This window comes from Wolbachia endosymbiont (group A) of Paraperithous gnathaulax (assembly GCF_964028485.1).
GTDB classification, from domain to species: Bacteria; Pseudomonadota; Alphaproteobacteria; order Rickettsiales; family Anaplasmataceae; genus Wolbachia; species Wolbachia pipientis.
In genome coordinates this window covers 396,644-412,249 of record NZ_OZ034784.1, presented here as the reverse complement: position 1 = coordinate 412,249, position 15,606 = coordinate 396,644, and the positions used below count along the sequence as shown (strand labels likewise).

Here is a 15,606-nt window from a genome sequence, read left to right as displayed (position 1 = left end):
TAAATTTAGATATTGCAATTATACCTAAAAATACTATAATTTTTAGTAAAACTAGCATAAAGATTGAATAACAAACGGTGCCACAAAAGTAGTTGACACACAACTGCACAAATATTGTAATATAGACATAGTAAACGATATTATTCCAGTGCTTGACGCTGGAATCCAGACTTTAATTGTTATATTTATAAATAAGTCTGGAACGTTCATCTCAAATGCAGTATTTTTGTTGAAATAGCTCAACTGGATCCCAGTGGGCTTTGTTGCATCGCTCTTCGGATAGTAGGTAACGCACAATAAATTTATGAAGCTATCTCAAATTTAGCCATACCAATATCAGTGAACTTATTGAGCAAATAGCATTTAACAAGTAGTTCCTTCTCTCTATTTGTCTCAGATTTATTCCTAAAACTAAACCCGAATGTTTGTTTCAGTCGCGAGAAAAAACTTTCTATATAAGATCTTTTTCCATAACTCATCTCTTTTTTCCACTTCTTTATACCATCTTCATCATATGACTTTATGAGCTTGACTGCAGAATTTCTCTCAGCCATATAGTCTAACTTTGGATGCTCTGCTGCGTTGTTTTTCGGAGGAATTTTCGTTTTTATACCATATTGATTACACAGCTTATAGAGCTTTTCTCTGTCATATGCCCTATCTGCATATAGTACTTTTATGACATACTGAAAATCGACTTCTTTTAGCAAATCACAAGCTCCATAGTGATCAGAGTAGACACCGTTACTGTATTTTACAGCTATGGCTTTTTTGCTGTTTGTATTCAACATTACATGCAATTTTCTTGTCTGTTCATAGCTGCGATACTTTCTATCTTCGCTATTTTCTTTGCTATGACCAGGAGTGTTGTTGTATATACTAATTCCTGTACTGTCTATAGCAATTTCGATATCTTCCATATTATTTTTATCAATTCTGCAATCATTGATCTTAATATTGAGTTTCTTAAACCTTCTTGATGATTGTGAATAGCTGATAACTTGCAAATTTTTCCCAATTTGCTCAAGGTATCCTGCTATAAACCCAACTGTTTGCCTCAGGCCTATTCTAAATAAACAAGTTATTATGTGCACCAAAATTACAACTTTATCGCTATAAATATTGTTGCCACCTGGTATTTTTGGACCATTCTCGTACCACTTTTCTATGGCTTCGTTGATATAATGAAAAATATTTCCTCTTTTTTCTAGAAATTTGTTATATTCGCTATGGTTACTGACCCTCATTTTTTGTGGCATATTTTTTCTTTCAAGGTTAAATGGCTATTTTATAATGAATTTTGTCAGTAGCCACCAGATTTTTTCAGTTGCTATGCAACAAAGCCATCCCAGTGTCAAGCACTGGGATGGCAGCAGTCCTACGTCATACCGCCGCGGTATCTCAGCCGCTAACAAGTAGCGGGATGACGGTTGTCGTTTAGCCATAAACATTAAGAAATTTACCAAATGAAAAAAAGGCAAAAGAAGCCCCGTGGTTGGCTAATTACTTACATTATACTTTCAAGTATGGCGTTTTTTTATTCTAAATGCTTAATAACCGCGATTCAGTTGCTTTTAAACCGCAACTAATCTAAATTAGAAACATTAAGAAATTTACTAAACAGAAAAAAAGGCAAAAGAAACCCTAGGGTAGCTAGTTATTCACTATCCATTTTTTAAGTTGGCGTTTTTTTATGTTTTAAACGCTTTATAAGCGCGTTTCAGCTTATGTAGGTAGAAATTTTATAAGACATAAGGTGCACATAGTGCAAAAAATTAAACATGATACGCCAGATACGTGAGTTTTTTTGTCATTTAATCTGTACAGAGAAGATAAATAAATAGCTTCAGTGTTTATGATAAGGGGGCTGGCAGAGTTTGTCAAGTAAGTTTTTTCGTTTCTAACGGTTGTTGCCAAAAACTATACAAGAAGTCTTTTAAGATCAATCACTTATCTTCAAGGCTTGAATAAAAGCATTCTGTGGAATATTTACGTTCCCTATAGAATGTAACCTTTTTTTACCCTTCTTTTGCTTTTCAAGTAGTTTCATTCTTCGCGTTACATCCCCACCATAGAGTTTAGCTGTTACATCTTTTCTGTATGGGTTAATCGTTTCTCTGGCAATGATTTTTCCGCCCACTGCCGCTTGAATCGCGATTTTATATTGCTGACGTGGTATTAAATCCTTCAAGCGTGCACATATTTCACGCCCCCTTTTTTCTGCCCTACTTTTGTGAACGATACAAGCCAGTGCATCTACGGGCTCTCCATTAATTAAAAAGCTTAATTTATCTATTTGGCTTACCAGATAGCTGGAAATTTCCCAATCCAAACTTGCATATCCTTTGGAAATTGATTTTAATCGATCATAAAAGTCAAAAACAACTTCAGACAGTGGTAATTTATATCTTAACAATGCTGTTGTTGTGTTACCAATGTAAGATAAATCCTCCTGTTCTCCCCCCCTTTCTTCACATAGAGATAGAATATCACCTAAGTATTGATCAGGGACCATTATGGTTGCGGTAATCCACGGCTCTTCTACCATTTCAATCTTTGTTGGATCTGGCATATCACTTGGGTTATGAATATTCAAAACTTCACCACTTCGTGTTGTAACCCTATATATAACACTCGGTGCAGTTGCTGTTAGGTCTAAATCAAACTCTCTTTCGAGTCTTTCTTGAATAACTTCAAGATGCAACATTCCCAAAAAACCACAACGAAATCCATAGCCTAGTGCATTTGAAGTTTCAGCCTCGAAAGTAAAACTTGCATCATTTAAATGTAACTTTTCTAGAGCTTCTCTTAGATATTTAAAATCATCCGTTTTATGAGGAAAAATGCTACAAAATACCACAGGATGAACTTCTTTAAATCCAGGAAGTGCTTCACTACAAGGTCTCTTTTCCTCAGTGATAGTGTCCCCTACCTTGCAGTCTGCTACTTCCTTCATTGAAGCAGTTATAAAACCAACTTCACCCGCTGAAAGTTCACCCGTCATCACTTTTTTAGGGGTGAAAATACCGATATTATCTATCTGGTATGTAGCATTATTAGACATCATAACAATTCTCATGCCTTTTTTTAGCACTCCATTTTTAACTCGCACTAAAATTACTACTCCTAAGTAAGTGTCATACCAACTATCAACCAAAATTGCTTGCAATGGAGCATTTACATCACCTTGAGGAGCTGGAAGTTTTGCTACTATTGCTTCCAGTACATCTTTTATTCCAAGTCCAGTTTTTGCTGATATTAAAACTGACTCACTTGCATCAATACCGATTATTTCCTCAACCTGGAGTTTTACCTTTTCTGGATCTGCAGCAGGAAGATCAACTTTATTGAGCACAACTATTATTTCATGGTTGTTGTCAATAGCTTTATATACATTTGCAAGGGTTTGTGCTTCAACGCCCTGGCTACTATCTACCACTAAAAGTGAACCTTCACATGCGGCTAAGCTTCGGCTTACCTCGTAAGAAAAGTCAACGTGACCTGGGGTGTCCATGAGATTTAGGCAATATTGATTACCGTCGTTTGCCGTATAATTGAGTTTTACCGTCTGTGCCTTAATTGTAATCCCACGTTCGCGTTCTATATCCATTGAATCGAGTATTTGATTGATCATTTCTCTTGCTTCAAGGCCGTTACATTCCTCTATTAAACGGTCAGCAAGCGTTGACTTACCGTGGTCTATATGCGCTATTATTGCAAAATTTCTTATGTTGTTCATTTATGGCTATTTTACTTAAGTAGAACCATTTTACATTTTAAGTGTTGTGAGGGCAATCCTTTATTAAGAGACTATTTACTCCTTCAACATAGACGACACTTTTTTCGAGCAGGAAATCACTTTATTAACCATATAGTTTTCATGATTATTATCTATTTTAGGCAACTCATATAGATAATTTACCATCATCCCGGCTGACTGACTAATACCCTTTTCAGAAGTATCCGCCATCCAGTTTAATTGTTTTATTGATGCGCCATTGCTTAAATGAAAATGCGCCACCGGGTCATAAGTATTTCCATTACTATTATTCACTTTTAGTAAATAATATGCACATAGTTTAAGCATGTATTGTTTAGTTTCATTTGTACATTCAACATTAGTTTTTAATTGCTCTGCACTTTCTAAAATTTCTGCACTAGATTGTTTTATATTTAGTTTGCCCAATAAAGTGACATCTTGGTTTAGATTGTTTTTTAGCCATTTCGTAAAGCCAGGTATTGGAGAAAGAGTTGCATATGTTTTTATACTTTTAAACTCCTGTGATAGCTTTTCTACAACCCTTTTGATCAAAAAATTACCAAGGCTGATTCCAGATAACCCTGCTTGAGTGTTTGATATTGAATAGAATATAGCAGTGCTTGCATTACTCGGATCATTTGAAGGTACTGACTCATCTAAAAGGTGTTGAATGCTATCTGCAATCTTATCCACCAATGCAACCTCTACAAAAATTAGAGGTTCGTTTGGTATCTTGTAATGAAAAAAAGCAAAACAGAGACCCAGCCTGTTTTTTAAGTCATCCCAAGAGGAAATTTTATGCACAGCTTCATATTTTATAAGTTTTTCTAGCAATGATGCAGGTGAATCCCAGGTGATTTGACGAAGATCAAGTAGATCAACATCAACCCAAGTATAGAGTATATTTTTTAATTCGCTTTCTAGTGGATTCAAGCTTCTATATTGGTTCTTTAGCTTAAGCACGTCAGAACGCATATCAACAATAAACTTAAGGCCTTCTGGTAAAGAAATAAATTGCTTCAATATTTTAGAACGCGGTGATTCAAGAATTTTTATTAAATCCTGTTCAAATTTATAGTTTAACTCGGGATCTTGGTTTTTCTTATACTCTCTAATTTTCTCATCTATTTCCGCTTTATTCGGATTAAATTTTTCTGCCAGGGTTTGTAGAAATTTTATTTTACCTTTCTCTGATAAGCTCAAGTACAGGTTACCAAGAGATACAGCGTTCTTACGTGCTGAAACCTCCCCTCCCTTTGGGTTTAAGCACTCGTTCATCTTCAAGACTAAACTATCGATATCGCGACTGTTGCTTAAATCAGGACTGATGTTACCAATCCACGATCTTACAGCATCTGCCACTCCACCTAGTATTTTAAAAAAGCTTCTTACCGCCTTTTTGTCTTCAACTTTCACTATATCAGTTTTTACCAATGATTCTTTTGTCATAGATTCCCTTTATTATACATAGCTAATGCAAGTCAGGGTCATACCGCCGCGATATCTCTAGATCCCGCTAACAAGCAGCGGGATGACGGTTGTCGGTAAACCCAAGTTATTTTAGCTACATATAGCTTAAGTTAAAGGAAAATTTTAGCTACATAGCAGGCACTATTACTGAATTATTAATAATTCAGTAATACAATAGACTTCTTGCACTACCTCCCAAGCCACAACTGTCATTCAGTAGAAACGAAAAAACTTGCTTGACAAACTCCGCCAGCCCACTTATCATGAAACTGAAGCTATTGTATTTGCTTTCGCCAATCTGCAGATTAAAAGGTAAGGATTACTTAATGTATCGGCGTCTTATGTTCAATTTTTTGCAGTATATAGATACTGTATGTCTTTACAAAACTTCATCTACATCTAGATTTTTATCTAAATAAGCTGAACGCGCTTATAAAGAGTTACAAGACATCAAAAAATGCCAATACTCGACAGAGATAGTAAAAGACTAGCTAACTCGGGGATTCTTTGTCTTTTTTTCTGCTTAGTAAATTTCTTAAACGTTTGCAGCGTAAGTTAGTTGCAATTAAAAGCAGCTGAATTTCGCTTGTCAAGCGTTTAAAACATAAAAAACGCCAATATTTTAAAGCGGATAATAACCCCAGGGTTTCTTTTGCCTTTTTTTTCATTTGGTAAATTTCTTAATGTTTGTGGCTGAACGACAATCGTCATCCCGCTGCTTGTTAGCGGGATCTCTTGTTAGCGGCTGAGATACCGCGAATGAATCGCGGTATGACGTAGGACTGCTGTCATTCCAGCGCGTGACGCTGGAATCCAGCCTTTCACGCAATCCCATCAAGAACGTTGTATTTTACATAACACTTTTATGCTTACCAACTTAATAAAATTCCTGGATCCCAGTGTCTGGGCACTGGGATGACAGGCTAGCCTGACAACCGTCATCCCTGTAAAGATCAAGTATCCCACTACGTGTTAGCAGCTAAGAGATACCGCGGCGGTATGACGTAGGACTGCTGTCATTCAAGTAGCTGAAACTGGAATGACACGTCATAAAGGAACCAGTGTCAGCTACTTGGATGATACCTTTTTTCTACTTAGTTTGGGTTATGCAAGAAGTCTATTTACTTCTTAACTTGACGCACATGATGTCTTGCAGCATCATCTACTGTCTCTAAATAAATCATTGCTAGGACATATACCACTGTGTACTTCTACGGATACCTTATTGCCTAAACTTCGATTAAAGCAAGAATTTTTTCCCGGAAAAGCAAGATTACTAAGGTGCAGTTCCCATTTTAATCCTTTAGTTGATATTTGAGCTCTCGGTATACCAAGTAAAGATATTTTAGTATTTTTTGGCAAAGAAAAAAAATGGGTAATACCTTTTTGTAAAGTGTAACCTACCATGGGAGGTGAAGGTGTGTAAAAGATACTGCCCGTACTTAGAAAAATGTTAATATTCTGTAGTATGTGATCAATTGCTCCTCCAGTAATACCCGTTACTATTGATGGCAATAACTTTACTGTTTTTAAGTGAGCCATTGCTTTAGAAAAGTCGCAATAATCTTGATCAGGTAGATATATCGTATTCAAATTAGCACGTAAATCCAGATTTACGCTATCCAAATCTCCTACTACAAGATCAGGTTTTACGCCAATTGATAGAAGCTTGTTTGCTCCTCCATCTACAGCAATAATAGGTATATCTCGTTTAAAAAACGATGAGCTCGGTATTTTTCCATTTAGCACTACAATAGAACGATATTGTTGTTGTGTACTGCAGTGCAGCACATGATCATGGTGCAGGTTTTGCATCGTAGTAACATTTTTGAATAATTGATATTATGCTAATCACTAATCCAGCAATATTGCTAAGCACCACAAAAATTGAGCTCTGGTAAAGACCATAGCCAATCCAAGACAATGAACAAATAAGATAGTTTACTAACATTAACATCGATACATCACGAGTAACTTTAGTGATATATGCTTTATATACTTGAGGTGATAATCCAATTAGAGATGCAATTAACGCAATGAAGCCGAAGCATTCTTCAATATTTATATACATACATTTTCCTACGCTTGCTTTAACAATATCAGGTTCAAAGGGTTGTACTTTATGTACTCTCAGCTTTTCTAGAGCACCCCTAATGCGTGTAATTTATAACATCATTTAGTCTATTAATCAAGAAATTAATAGTGACTTGCATTTATGAAACCCAATCGGCTTCTATGCTAATTATTATCTAAACTAATCGTCGGTTGTGCATCTTGCTCAGAGATTAGGGCAACCAACAAATTATTTATCAATTGAACCTTTTGCTTGCCATCTAATTGTAAGCTTTTGTTTTTTTCAAAATGAGCTATTACTTCCTCGACAATTCCTATTGCATTTTGCACTATATGCCTTCTTGCCGAAGTGATAGCATGTGCTTGTTGACGCCTTAACATTGCTTGTGCAATCTCGGACGAATACGCCAAATGCGATATTCTTGCTTCTGTAATCTCAATTCCTGCAATATCTAATCTTTGTTGTAACATTGACCGCAATTCATCTGAAATTTTATCAGAATTTTTACGTAAAGACTCCTCATCGCTTTCGCTATCATACGGATAATTGCTCGCCAATTCTCTAATTACCGAGTCACTTTGTACAAAAACAAATTCGTGATAGTTGTTAACATTATAATACGCCTTTGCAGGACTGCTCACTCTCCAAACAATTACTGCAGAAATCTCTATTGGACTTCCATTTGCATCATTCACTTTTATTTTTTCTGTGTTGATATTTTGAAATTTTAGAGAAATGACATGTTTGTTTGTAAATGGGATTGTGATAAACATTCCTGGTTTAAAATAAGTTCCAATATAATGACCAAAAAATTCTATCACTCTTGCTTCATTAGGATGATTGATAAAAAACCCTGTAGGTAAAATTATGAATAGGATCACGAATAGGATCACAAATGGGATTATTAATACTAAAGCAGTACCATCCATTGAAACCAGGCTATTGTGTATTAAAGCCAGAGTATCATACATCGCAAGTAGTGATAACGGTATTGCCATTAGTATTACCGCTAGTATTAATGCAGGAAAAAACCGAATTTGACTCAAATTTCTATCGTTTATCGTATTCTTATCCATATTGTCTTTAAACTTCTTTTTCACTTGAACCCTCTCTGTTGATCGTTTTATTTATCTTATTTACAAATAGTTTAAACTCTCTTAATTCATGATCAGGCAATTTTACTTTAGTTTTATGTGCTATCGTAAGCGGATCAATGTGTTTGCCATTATATATAACTTCGTAATGTAAATGGGGTCCTGTTGCAACACCAGTGCTACCAACATAAGCGATGATCTGCCCCTGCTTTACTTTAGAGCCTAACTTTATATCGCCACTAAATCTACTTATATGCGCGTAACAGGTTGAATATTCATTTTTGTGTTTTATTTTGATGTAATTTCCATAGCCACCATTCTTTCCTATATATTCTATCACACCCTCTGCAGCAGCGTATATGGGAGTGCCAAGTTTAGCTGCATAATCCACTCCTTTGTGAAAAGCAATTTTACCGCGAACAGGATGCTTTCTATTGCCAAATTTTGAGGATATGCGATAATCTCCATTTAAAGGATTTGCAAAAATTTCGCCATTTTTTAAGCTTATTCCTTCTTTATTAAAATACCTTTCTTTGCCGTCTTGCGATTTATAATGATATAAACTAATAGCTTTCTTGTTTATTGTCAGTGAAGTATATAAAATTTTTTCTTCAGTCTTCTGATTATTAGGCAATCTCTCAAAAAGAACCTCCAATTTACTCTTCGGCACAATGTCTTTTTTAAAATCAACACCGAAATCTTTATATATGTTGATCAATTTCACCACTGTATTTGGCGCCAACCCTTCCGTGGCAAAAAAGGAAGATTTTATGGTACTGGATATGAATAACAACTTTCTATCACTTTCTGTCGTCAAAGTAGCTTTTTTTTTTCTGATTCCATGCTGGAATGGCTGTGCAAGATCTGTTGATGTTTCAGCGGTATATAACGGTAAGATAAAGAGCAGCATAAATACAATCAGCTTCATCATTTAAACAGCATCAACAAAAGTAAAATTACCTTCCACATACTGTACATCATCATTATCTTCTAATTCTTCAACCAATGCAGATAATTTATCAATCAACTCTTTATCGCTAATTTCAATCAGATCTTTTGGCTGCCATGAAAGACGAGCAAGTTCTGGTTCTCCGAATTTTGCATAAAAGGCATCGCGTACTTTACCAAAATCTTTTATTTCACAAGTTATAACGTGTAATCCTTCTTTGTCATTTTCCTCAACATTCAATACTTCTAATTCGATTCCATGACTGAATAAATCATCAAAATTCACACCCTCTGCTTTATAGACGATTAAGCCTACATGATCGAAAAGGTAACTAACACTTCCTGTTTCTCCTAAATTTCCACCTTTACGAGAAAAGATATAACGTACCTCAGAAGCAGTACGGTTGCGGTTATTAGTCAAGGCATGGACAATGAGTGCAGTACCAGAAGGCCCATGACCTTCATATTGTATTTCCTCGTAATTTTCTCCAGCAACGTTACCAGTTGCATTTTTTATTGCTGTTTCTATTTTATCTTTTGGTAGATTTTCCTTGCGTGCAGCAAATATAGCAGAGCGAAGGCGCGGGTTGAGTTCGGGTAGCCCTTGCTTTGCAGCAACTGCTATTTCTCTAATCAGCTTCGTAAATTTTTGAGAGCGCTTTGCATCCTGAGCACCTTTCCGGTGTTTTATATTTGAAAATTGTGAATGACCAGCCATATTCAAATAGTTAAAAATCTAAATTATATATAAAAGCATAGAAAAAGCTAAAGCAAATTTTCAAGCCTCCGGCTTGGCATCTTGCAGGTTTTCTGCTAATAACATACTTTCATACTGCTCAGCTTCTAAGTCAAGGCCAATAGCTGAATGGGCTGCTATTAAATAGTTAATAGATTTAGAAAAATATTTAGAATCCTTATAGCTTGCCATATTCTGGAAACGCTTAATTGCTGCTAAATATTCACCACGCCTCAGGTAAAATTTACCGATAGAATACTCTTTTGTTGATATATGTTCTGTGATTAATTTTGCTCTTTCCTTTATCTCGTCTACATATTCGCTGCCTGGAAAGAGATTAATGTACTCAGTGGCTAGCTCTAAAGTTTTATATGCAGTTTGCTGTCCAAGTTGCACTTTATTAATTTGCATGTAATAAGATAATACTCTTAAGTAGTATACATATGGTAAATCTTCACCATTTGAATAAACATATATATAATCATCCATATCACTTGTAGCACTGCTATAGTTACCCATATTATAGTGAGAGACCCCAGATAATAATTTTGCTTTCATTGCCCAATAAGAAAAAGGATACAAATCCTCTATCTTATGAAATGCCCTAATAGCTTGTTTATATTTTTTCTGGTCAAAAAGTTCAACTGCTTCTTCATATAGTTCAGTTTCAGTTTTTTCAAGATCATCCGCATACGATTGTGTAAAGGAGCAAATTAGGAAAATAAAGCACGTGATTAAAGTCTTATACATAAGATTTTTTTCGATCAAAATAAAGTATAGACCTAAATATTACTTAAATAAATAAATTTCTTAGGCAACAGCCGGTCCTTCTTCTTTATAACTACGGTCAGAACTACCTGCATTTCTTGATTCACCTCGTCCTTCCACTTTTGGATCTTTCAGCGTCTTACTGTAGGAATGTATAGTTAAGACCTGTACAGCCATAAAAATTGCAATACCTACCAAGCCTAAAGTAGGTCCAACAGCAGGATTTAAGGACGATGCTAATGCTATTAACATTATCCTTCTTATTAAAAATACAGAAGAACCAGCAAGCGCCAATCCGGCTACAGATATATTGCTAGTTTTCTTGCTAGATTTCTCATCAAGATCAGACTTTTCTGTTTCCTTTTTCTTATTTTTTTCATGCTTATCAATATAAGAAACAAGAGTTGCAAGAAAAGCAATTGCATTGGCAAGAAATAAAATTGCATCCTCTGCTGCTTCAAGTGAAGATGTTTCACCCATTATCATACCTACAATAACCAGTGCAGTTGTTATAGCCTCAATATAGATCAAACACTGACCTATATCAGAAATATTGTGCTCTTTTTCCTTTACTTCCTCTCCATTTTCAATAATCTCCAACTCTCGTTCTTTTTGTGCTATCTTCCTATTATTGTAAATTAAATATAGCGTACAAATAAGAGATAAGACTGTAAAAGGTAATATAGTGTGGCTTAGCGCGCCACTTATCACGCCAAGTAATACCTGATCGCTATATGTTTTTTCCAGTTCAATCGCCATCAGCAATGTAAATGGGACCATTGTTGCCAATGATGCACATTTTCTATATAGCTCTCTTTTTTTTAGTGCTAATAGTTCTTGTTCTAGCCTTTCTCTTTTGACTTCTTTATCAACTGTTGGCCAAAAATCCCAAAAAACTCTTCTAATGGTTCAAAATCTCTTTTTTTCTTATTCTTTCCTGGAACCTTTTTAGTAGAAGAAAATTTGCCACTAGGTATTTTCATAATATTAACCTAATTAGTAGTAAGTTAATACAATTATACACCTTTTTGCTTTCTGAGTCAATATCACTAAGATATTAACTACTCTTGTCTATTAACTATTTCCTAGGAGATTTAATCAATCTATTTGATGCCGGCTAGGATATAATTATAGCCTGACCACATAGTTATAATAGCTGCAACCCATAAACAAATCGCACCTGTATATTGAATCATATAATAATCGTTCATTATTAGCGCTACTACAGCAACCATCTGCAAAAATGTTTTAATTTTTCCAGCTTTGCTTACAGGTAGACTAACATTTGTAGCTATCAGAAACTCCCGTAAACCCGAGACTAATATCTCCCGACAGATGATGATAATCGATGGTACTATTGTAAAATCATTTATCTTATGCTTATAAACTAGCATAATTATCGTTGAAACCACTATTAATTTGTCAGCAATTGGATCAAATAGCTTGCCAAACTTTGATTGGACTTTCCACGCACGCGCCAGGTAACCATCAAAAAAATCCGTAATGCACGCAAACACAAAGATTGATATTGTTATCAGGCCTGCATATTTATTTTCTATATAAAAACTTAATATTATTGCTGGTATTGCAAGTGCACGAGAAATTGTAAGCAAATTAGGCACGTTTTTTTTAAGCATGTAATATCATCTTACGTAATAGGTAAACTTATACAGAAGTACAACAGAGTTCACAAGTTAATAATTTACAATTGAACATTTATAAAAACTCCATATACTTAAAAAATACAAGCTTAAAATATAAGGATGTAATGATGAACGATGATTTAGATAGTACCACAAAACAAGAAGCGCTTAAGTATCACAGCAGAGGTGGTAACCCTGGTAAAATTTCAATCATGCCAACAAAACCTTTATCTACCCAGTATGATTTGTCACTTGCTTATTCCCCTGGTGTTGCAGCTCCGTGCCTTGAAATAGCTAAAAATCCTGAGGTTGTTTATGATTATACAGCAAAAAGCAACTGTGTTGCTGTCATTTCAAATGGCACTGCAGTGCTTGGACTTGGTAATATCGGTCCTCTTGCTGCAAAACCTGTCATGGAAGGCAAAGCTGTTTTATTTAAGCGTTTTGCTGATATTGATGCAGTTGATATAGAAGTTGGTACAGAAAATATAGAAGATTTCATCAATGCAGTAAGGTATCTTGGGCCAAGTTGGGGGGGGATAAATTTAGAAGATATAAGATCTCCCGATTGTTTTATAATAGAGAAACGCCTGAATGAACTGATGGATATTCCAGTGTTCCATGATGACCAGCATGGAACTGCGGTGGTTGTTGCAGCTGGCATAGAAAATGCTCTTGATATTGTTGAAAAGAAATTAGAGGACGTTAAGATCATTATGAATGGTGCTGGAGCAGCCGGTATTGCATGTTTAGAAATACTAAAGTCCATGGGCGCTAAAAATATAGTGCTGTGTGATAAGCAAGGAGTAATATACAAAGGTAGAAACGAGGATATGAATGAGTGGAAGGAAAAGTATGCAATTGATACTTCCGAACGTTCTCTACTTGATACAATAAAAGGCGCTGATGTATTCATCGGACTATCTGCAAAAGATGTGTTAAATGAAGAGATGTTAAAGAGTATGGGCAAAGACCCGATTATTTTTGCTCTTGCCAATCCCGATCCAGAAGTAAGGCCTGAGTTTGCAAAATCTGTGAGGCCAGATGCAATAATTGCAACTGGTAGGTCAGATTACAACAACCAAGTCAACAACGTAATGGGTTTTCCTTATATATTTAGAGGGGCACTTGATGTACATGCAACAACAATAAATGATGAAATGAAAATTGCAGCTGCAGATGCAATAGCAAAGCTTGCCCGTGAGCCAGTACCAGGTGAGATATCTGCAGTCTATGGCGGTCGTAAAATGGGCTATGGACGTGAATATATAATACCTACTCCATTTGACCCAAGATTAATTTCTATAGTAGCTCCTGCTGTTGCAAAAGCCGCAGTTGATTCAGGTGTTGCAAGAAAGGCAATACAAGATTGGAGTAAATATGAAAATCAATTAAAATCTCGTCTTTCTAATGTTCTCAGCACGCTGAATTTACTATCTTCACATATGTAATTTATTGGATAAAGTTAAAAGTGATAAACCAACCCAAACTCTAAGCCATATATGCCAAACCTATTGGTAATGGTTGCAGTTGTTGATTCAACACGTGCAGTTTCATCAACTTTACTTCCTCCACCGGCAGGAATATATCCTTCACCAGCTAGTATCTTTATTCCTGGTACAATATCTTTAAATTGGTTATCAAGGATACCAAAATAGCGTAAACCAGCAAATGCTTGAGTTTGTGCTGTAAGTTGGTGATTGATACCAAGTTTTGCTTGGTAAGCCAAGGCATATCTGGTTTTTCCTAGAAATTTAACCCTAGTTACACCTGCACCAATACCAACATATGGGGTGAATGGCATTTTTGCTATATTAAAATCACGATATACATTGACCATTCCAGCTAAGTTATTAAAACCTTCATTTTTCATCTTAAATGCAGCTCTGAACTCTGCTTCAACACTACAATTTTCTTGAATGTGAATATCAACCTTTCCACTTCTCCAAGGTGAATTGCATTCCGCTCCAGTAGACGCATCATTGTGACGACGAAGTTCAATATATCTTGCTTTTTTCTTATCTGAATAATCTTCATCATATAAGTTAGTCTGAGAATATAAGCCTTCAAACTCAACTCTCATATTTTTGAATAAATACCCTATTGCAGCACTACCGGCAAACCCTGGAACATATTTAGGACTGTATCCAGCTTCAATTCGCTCCTTCTTATTAAAACTAAAAACCCCCTCTGTTATATTGTCACCTGCATCTTCTTTTCCTTCTAGAGAACCTATTGCATTGAAGAATGCTCCAAAATAGTTAGCTTTGATGTAAACATTCTCTAAGTTATTTATTTTATCATCGTAAGATAAGCACCTAAATGAAAAGTTAGCAAAACCAATAGATATGTGAATTTAAATCTTTCGCCCACCACAAAGCCTCCCTGCATAATTTGTCATTCCATTATTATAGTATGCTTCTATTTTTTATGATAGCAACTTTTTATTGCGCTCAATCGTTTTAGATTTATAATGAAAGTATTGTAATTTAAAGCAAATCAATGACTATTGCAATTCACGAATTAGAGAGGATCATCAAACAATCGTTCCCCGACGCTGATATAAAGATTCATGATCTTGCTGGAGATGATGACCATTATCATTTAAAAATAAACTCCAAGTGTTTTCTTGGAAAGACAAAAATAGAACAGCATAAAATGGTATATAAAGCTCTGGAAGGTCAGTCTATACACGCCTTGCAACTGGAAACTAATACTTAAAAATAAGGTGAATTTATGAGCAATTTTGAACAAATAAAAAAAGATATAACAGAAAATGATGTGGTATTGTATATGAAAGGCACTTCTGATTTTCCTCAATGCGGATTCTCTGGACTCGTCGTGTCAATCCTAAAAAAATTGAACGTGAAGTTTAAGTATATTAACGTGTTGGAGAATGATGAAATACGTGAATCTATAAAAAAGTTTTCTGATTGGCCAACAATTCCACAATTATATATAAAGGAAGAGTTTATTGGTGGTTGCGACATCACTCGCGAGATGTACGAAAAAGGCGAACTGCAAAGTTTATTGAAGGAAAAAAAAATTATTGCGGAATAAGTACCAAGAAACCAGTGCCCAGACGCTGGATAACGTAGTATAGCTATGAAAAA

The 15,606-nt window shown here is 35.4% G+C and carries 17 protein-coding genes and 1 riboswitch; of the genes, 3 read left to right on the top strand and 14 right to left on the bottom strand.

The annotated features are described in order from the left end of the window. Positions 1 to 302 precede the first annotated feature (302 nt). From ABWU74_RS02295 to pgsA, 13 genes are all read right to left on the bottom strand, one after another. The gene (locus ABWU74_RS02295) at positions 303 to 1,259 is read right to left on the bottom strand and encodes an IS5 family transposase (protein ID WP_353285926.1); all 957 of its coding nucleotides are present in this window, start codon (positions 1,257 to 1,259) and stop codon (positions 303 to 305) included. 683 nt (positions 1,260 to 1,942) lie between these two features. Next, the gene (lepA, locus tag ABWU74_RS02290; RefSeq protein WP_353289367.1) at positions 1,943 to 3,739 is read right to left on the bottom strand and encodes a translation elongation factor 4; all 1,797 of its coding nucleotides are present in this window, start codon (positions 3,737 to 3,739) and stop codon (positions 1,943 to 1,945) included. Positions 3,740 to 3,814: 75 nt separating this feature from the next. Continuing rightward, complete coding sequence (locus tag ABWU74_RS02285; RefSeq protein WP_209472817.1) at positions 3,815 to 5,209, bottom strand: malonyl-CoA decarboxylase; 1,395 nt, start codon at positions 5,207 to 5,209, stop codon at positions 3,815 to 3,817. A gap of 512 nt (positions 5,210 to 5,721) precedes the next feature. Next, entirely contained in the window at positions 5,722 to 5,898 is a 177-nt protein-coding gene (locus tag ABWU74_RS02280) for a hypothetical protein (protein WP_353289251.1), read from the bottom strand. Between the two features lie 490 nt (positions 5,899 to 6,388). Beyond that, a complete protein-coding gene (locus ABWU74_RS02275; RefSeq protein ID WP_353289366.1) occupies positions 6,389 to 7,045 on the bottom strand; it encodes a thiamine diphosphokinase in 657 nt (218 codons plus the stop codon). Beyond that, positions 7,026 to 7,301, bottom strand: coding sequence for a SemiSWEET family sugar transporter (locus ABWU74_RS02270; protein WP_006280002.1), 276 nt, complete (start codon positions 7,299 to 7,301; stop codon positions 7,026 to 7,028). Before ABWU74_RS02270 ends, ABWU74_RS02275 begins: the two co-directional genes overlap by 20 nt. Further along, a riboswitch (TPP riboswitch) is annotated at positions 7,290 to 7,392 on the bottom strand. (Overlaps the previous gene by 12 nt.) Before the next feature lie 76 nt (positions 7,393 to 7,468). Beyond that, positions 7,469 to 8,380, bottom strand: a complete 912-nt coding sequence (locus ABWU74_RS02265; protein ID WP_264706173.1) for an SPFH domain-containing protein — start codon at positions 8,378 to 8,380, stop codon at positions 7,469 to 7,471. A 7-nt stretch (positions 8,381 to 8,387) separates the two neighbouring features. Then, positions 8,388 to 9,326, bottom strand: a complete 939-nt coding sequence (locus ABWU74_RS02260) for a M23 family metallopeptidase (RefSeq protein ID WP_353289442.1) — start codon at positions 9,324 to 9,326, stop codon at positions 8,388 to 8,390. Positions 9,327 to 9,329: 3 nt separating this feature from the next. Next, on the bottom strand, positions 9,330 to 10,064 hold the full coding sequence (locus ABWU74_RS02255; protein ID WP_209472813.1) for a YebC/PmpR family DNA-binding transcriptional regulator: 735 nt from the start codon (positions 10,062 to 10,064) through the stop codon (positions 9,330 to 9,332). 60 nt (positions 10,065 to 10,124) lie between these two features. Further along, on the bottom strand, positions 10,125 to 10,832 hold the full coding sequence (locus ABWU74_RS02250; protein WP_209472811.1) for an outer membrane protein assembly factor BamD: 708 nt from the start codon (positions 10,830 to 10,832) through the stop codon (positions 10,125 to 10,127). A gap of 60 nt (positions 10,833 to 10,892) precedes the next feature. Then, positions 10,893 to 11,609, bottom strand: coding sequence for a hypothetical protein (locus ABWU74_RS02245; RefSeq protein WP_353289365.1), 717 nt, complete (start codon positions 11,607 to 11,609; stop codon positions 10,893 to 10,895). Between the two features lie 83 nt (positions 11,610 to 11,692). Further along, a complete protein-coding gene (locus ABWU74_RS02240) occupies positions 11,693 to 11,833 on the bottom strand; it encodes a hypothetical protein (protein WP_244662726.1) in 141 nt (46 codons plus the stop codon). A gap of 120 nt (positions 11,834 to 11,953) precedes the next feature. Then, positions 11,954 to 12,487: a CDP-diacylglycerol--glycerol-3-phosphate 3-phosphatidyltransferase gene (gene pgsA / locus ABWU74_RS02235; protein ID WP_010962629.1), complete on the bottom strand. Its 534-nt coding sequence runs from the start codon at positions 12,485 to 12,487 to the stop codon at positions 11,954 to 11,956. A gap of 134 nt (positions 12,488 to 12,621) precedes the next feature. Here pgsA and ABWU74_RS02230 point away from each other — a divergent pair, with 134 nt between their 5' ends. Further along, positions 12,622 to 13,944, top strand: a complete 1,323-nt coding sequence (locus ABWU74_RS02230) for a malic enzyme-like NAD(P)-binding protein (protein WP_077188090.1) — start codon at positions 12,622 to 12,624, stop codon at positions 13,942 to 13,944. Between the two features lie 14 nt (positions 13,945 to 13,958). Here ABWU74_RS02230 and ABWU74_RS02225 read toward each other — a convergent pair whose 3' ends face one another. Next, complete coding sequence (locus tag ABWU74_RS02225; RefSeq protein ID WP_317585890.1) at positions 13,959 to 14,729, bottom strand: P44/Msp2 family outer membrane protein; 771 nt, start codon at positions 14,727 to 14,729, stop codon at positions 13,959 to 13,961. A 266-nt stretch (positions 14,730 to 14,995) separates the two neighbouring features. On the opposite strand from ABWU74_RS02225, the gene ABWU74_RS02220 reads away from it, so the two are divergent. After that, on the top strand, positions 14,996 to 15,214 hold the full coding sequence (locus tag ABWU74_RS02220) for a BolA/IbaG family iron-sulfur metabolism protein (RefSeq protein WP_006280012.1): 219 nt from the start codon (positions 14,996 to 14,998) through the stop codon (positions 15,212 to 15,214). Between the two features lie 15 nt (positions 15,215 to 15,229). After that, positions 15,230 to 15,553, top strand: a complete 324-nt coding sequence (grxD, locus tag ABWU74_RS02215) for a Grx4 family monothiol glutaredoxin (protein ID WP_006280013.1) — start codon at positions 15,230 to 15,232, stop codon at positions 15,551 to 15,553. Positions 15,554 to 15,606 lie beyond the last annotated feature (53 nt).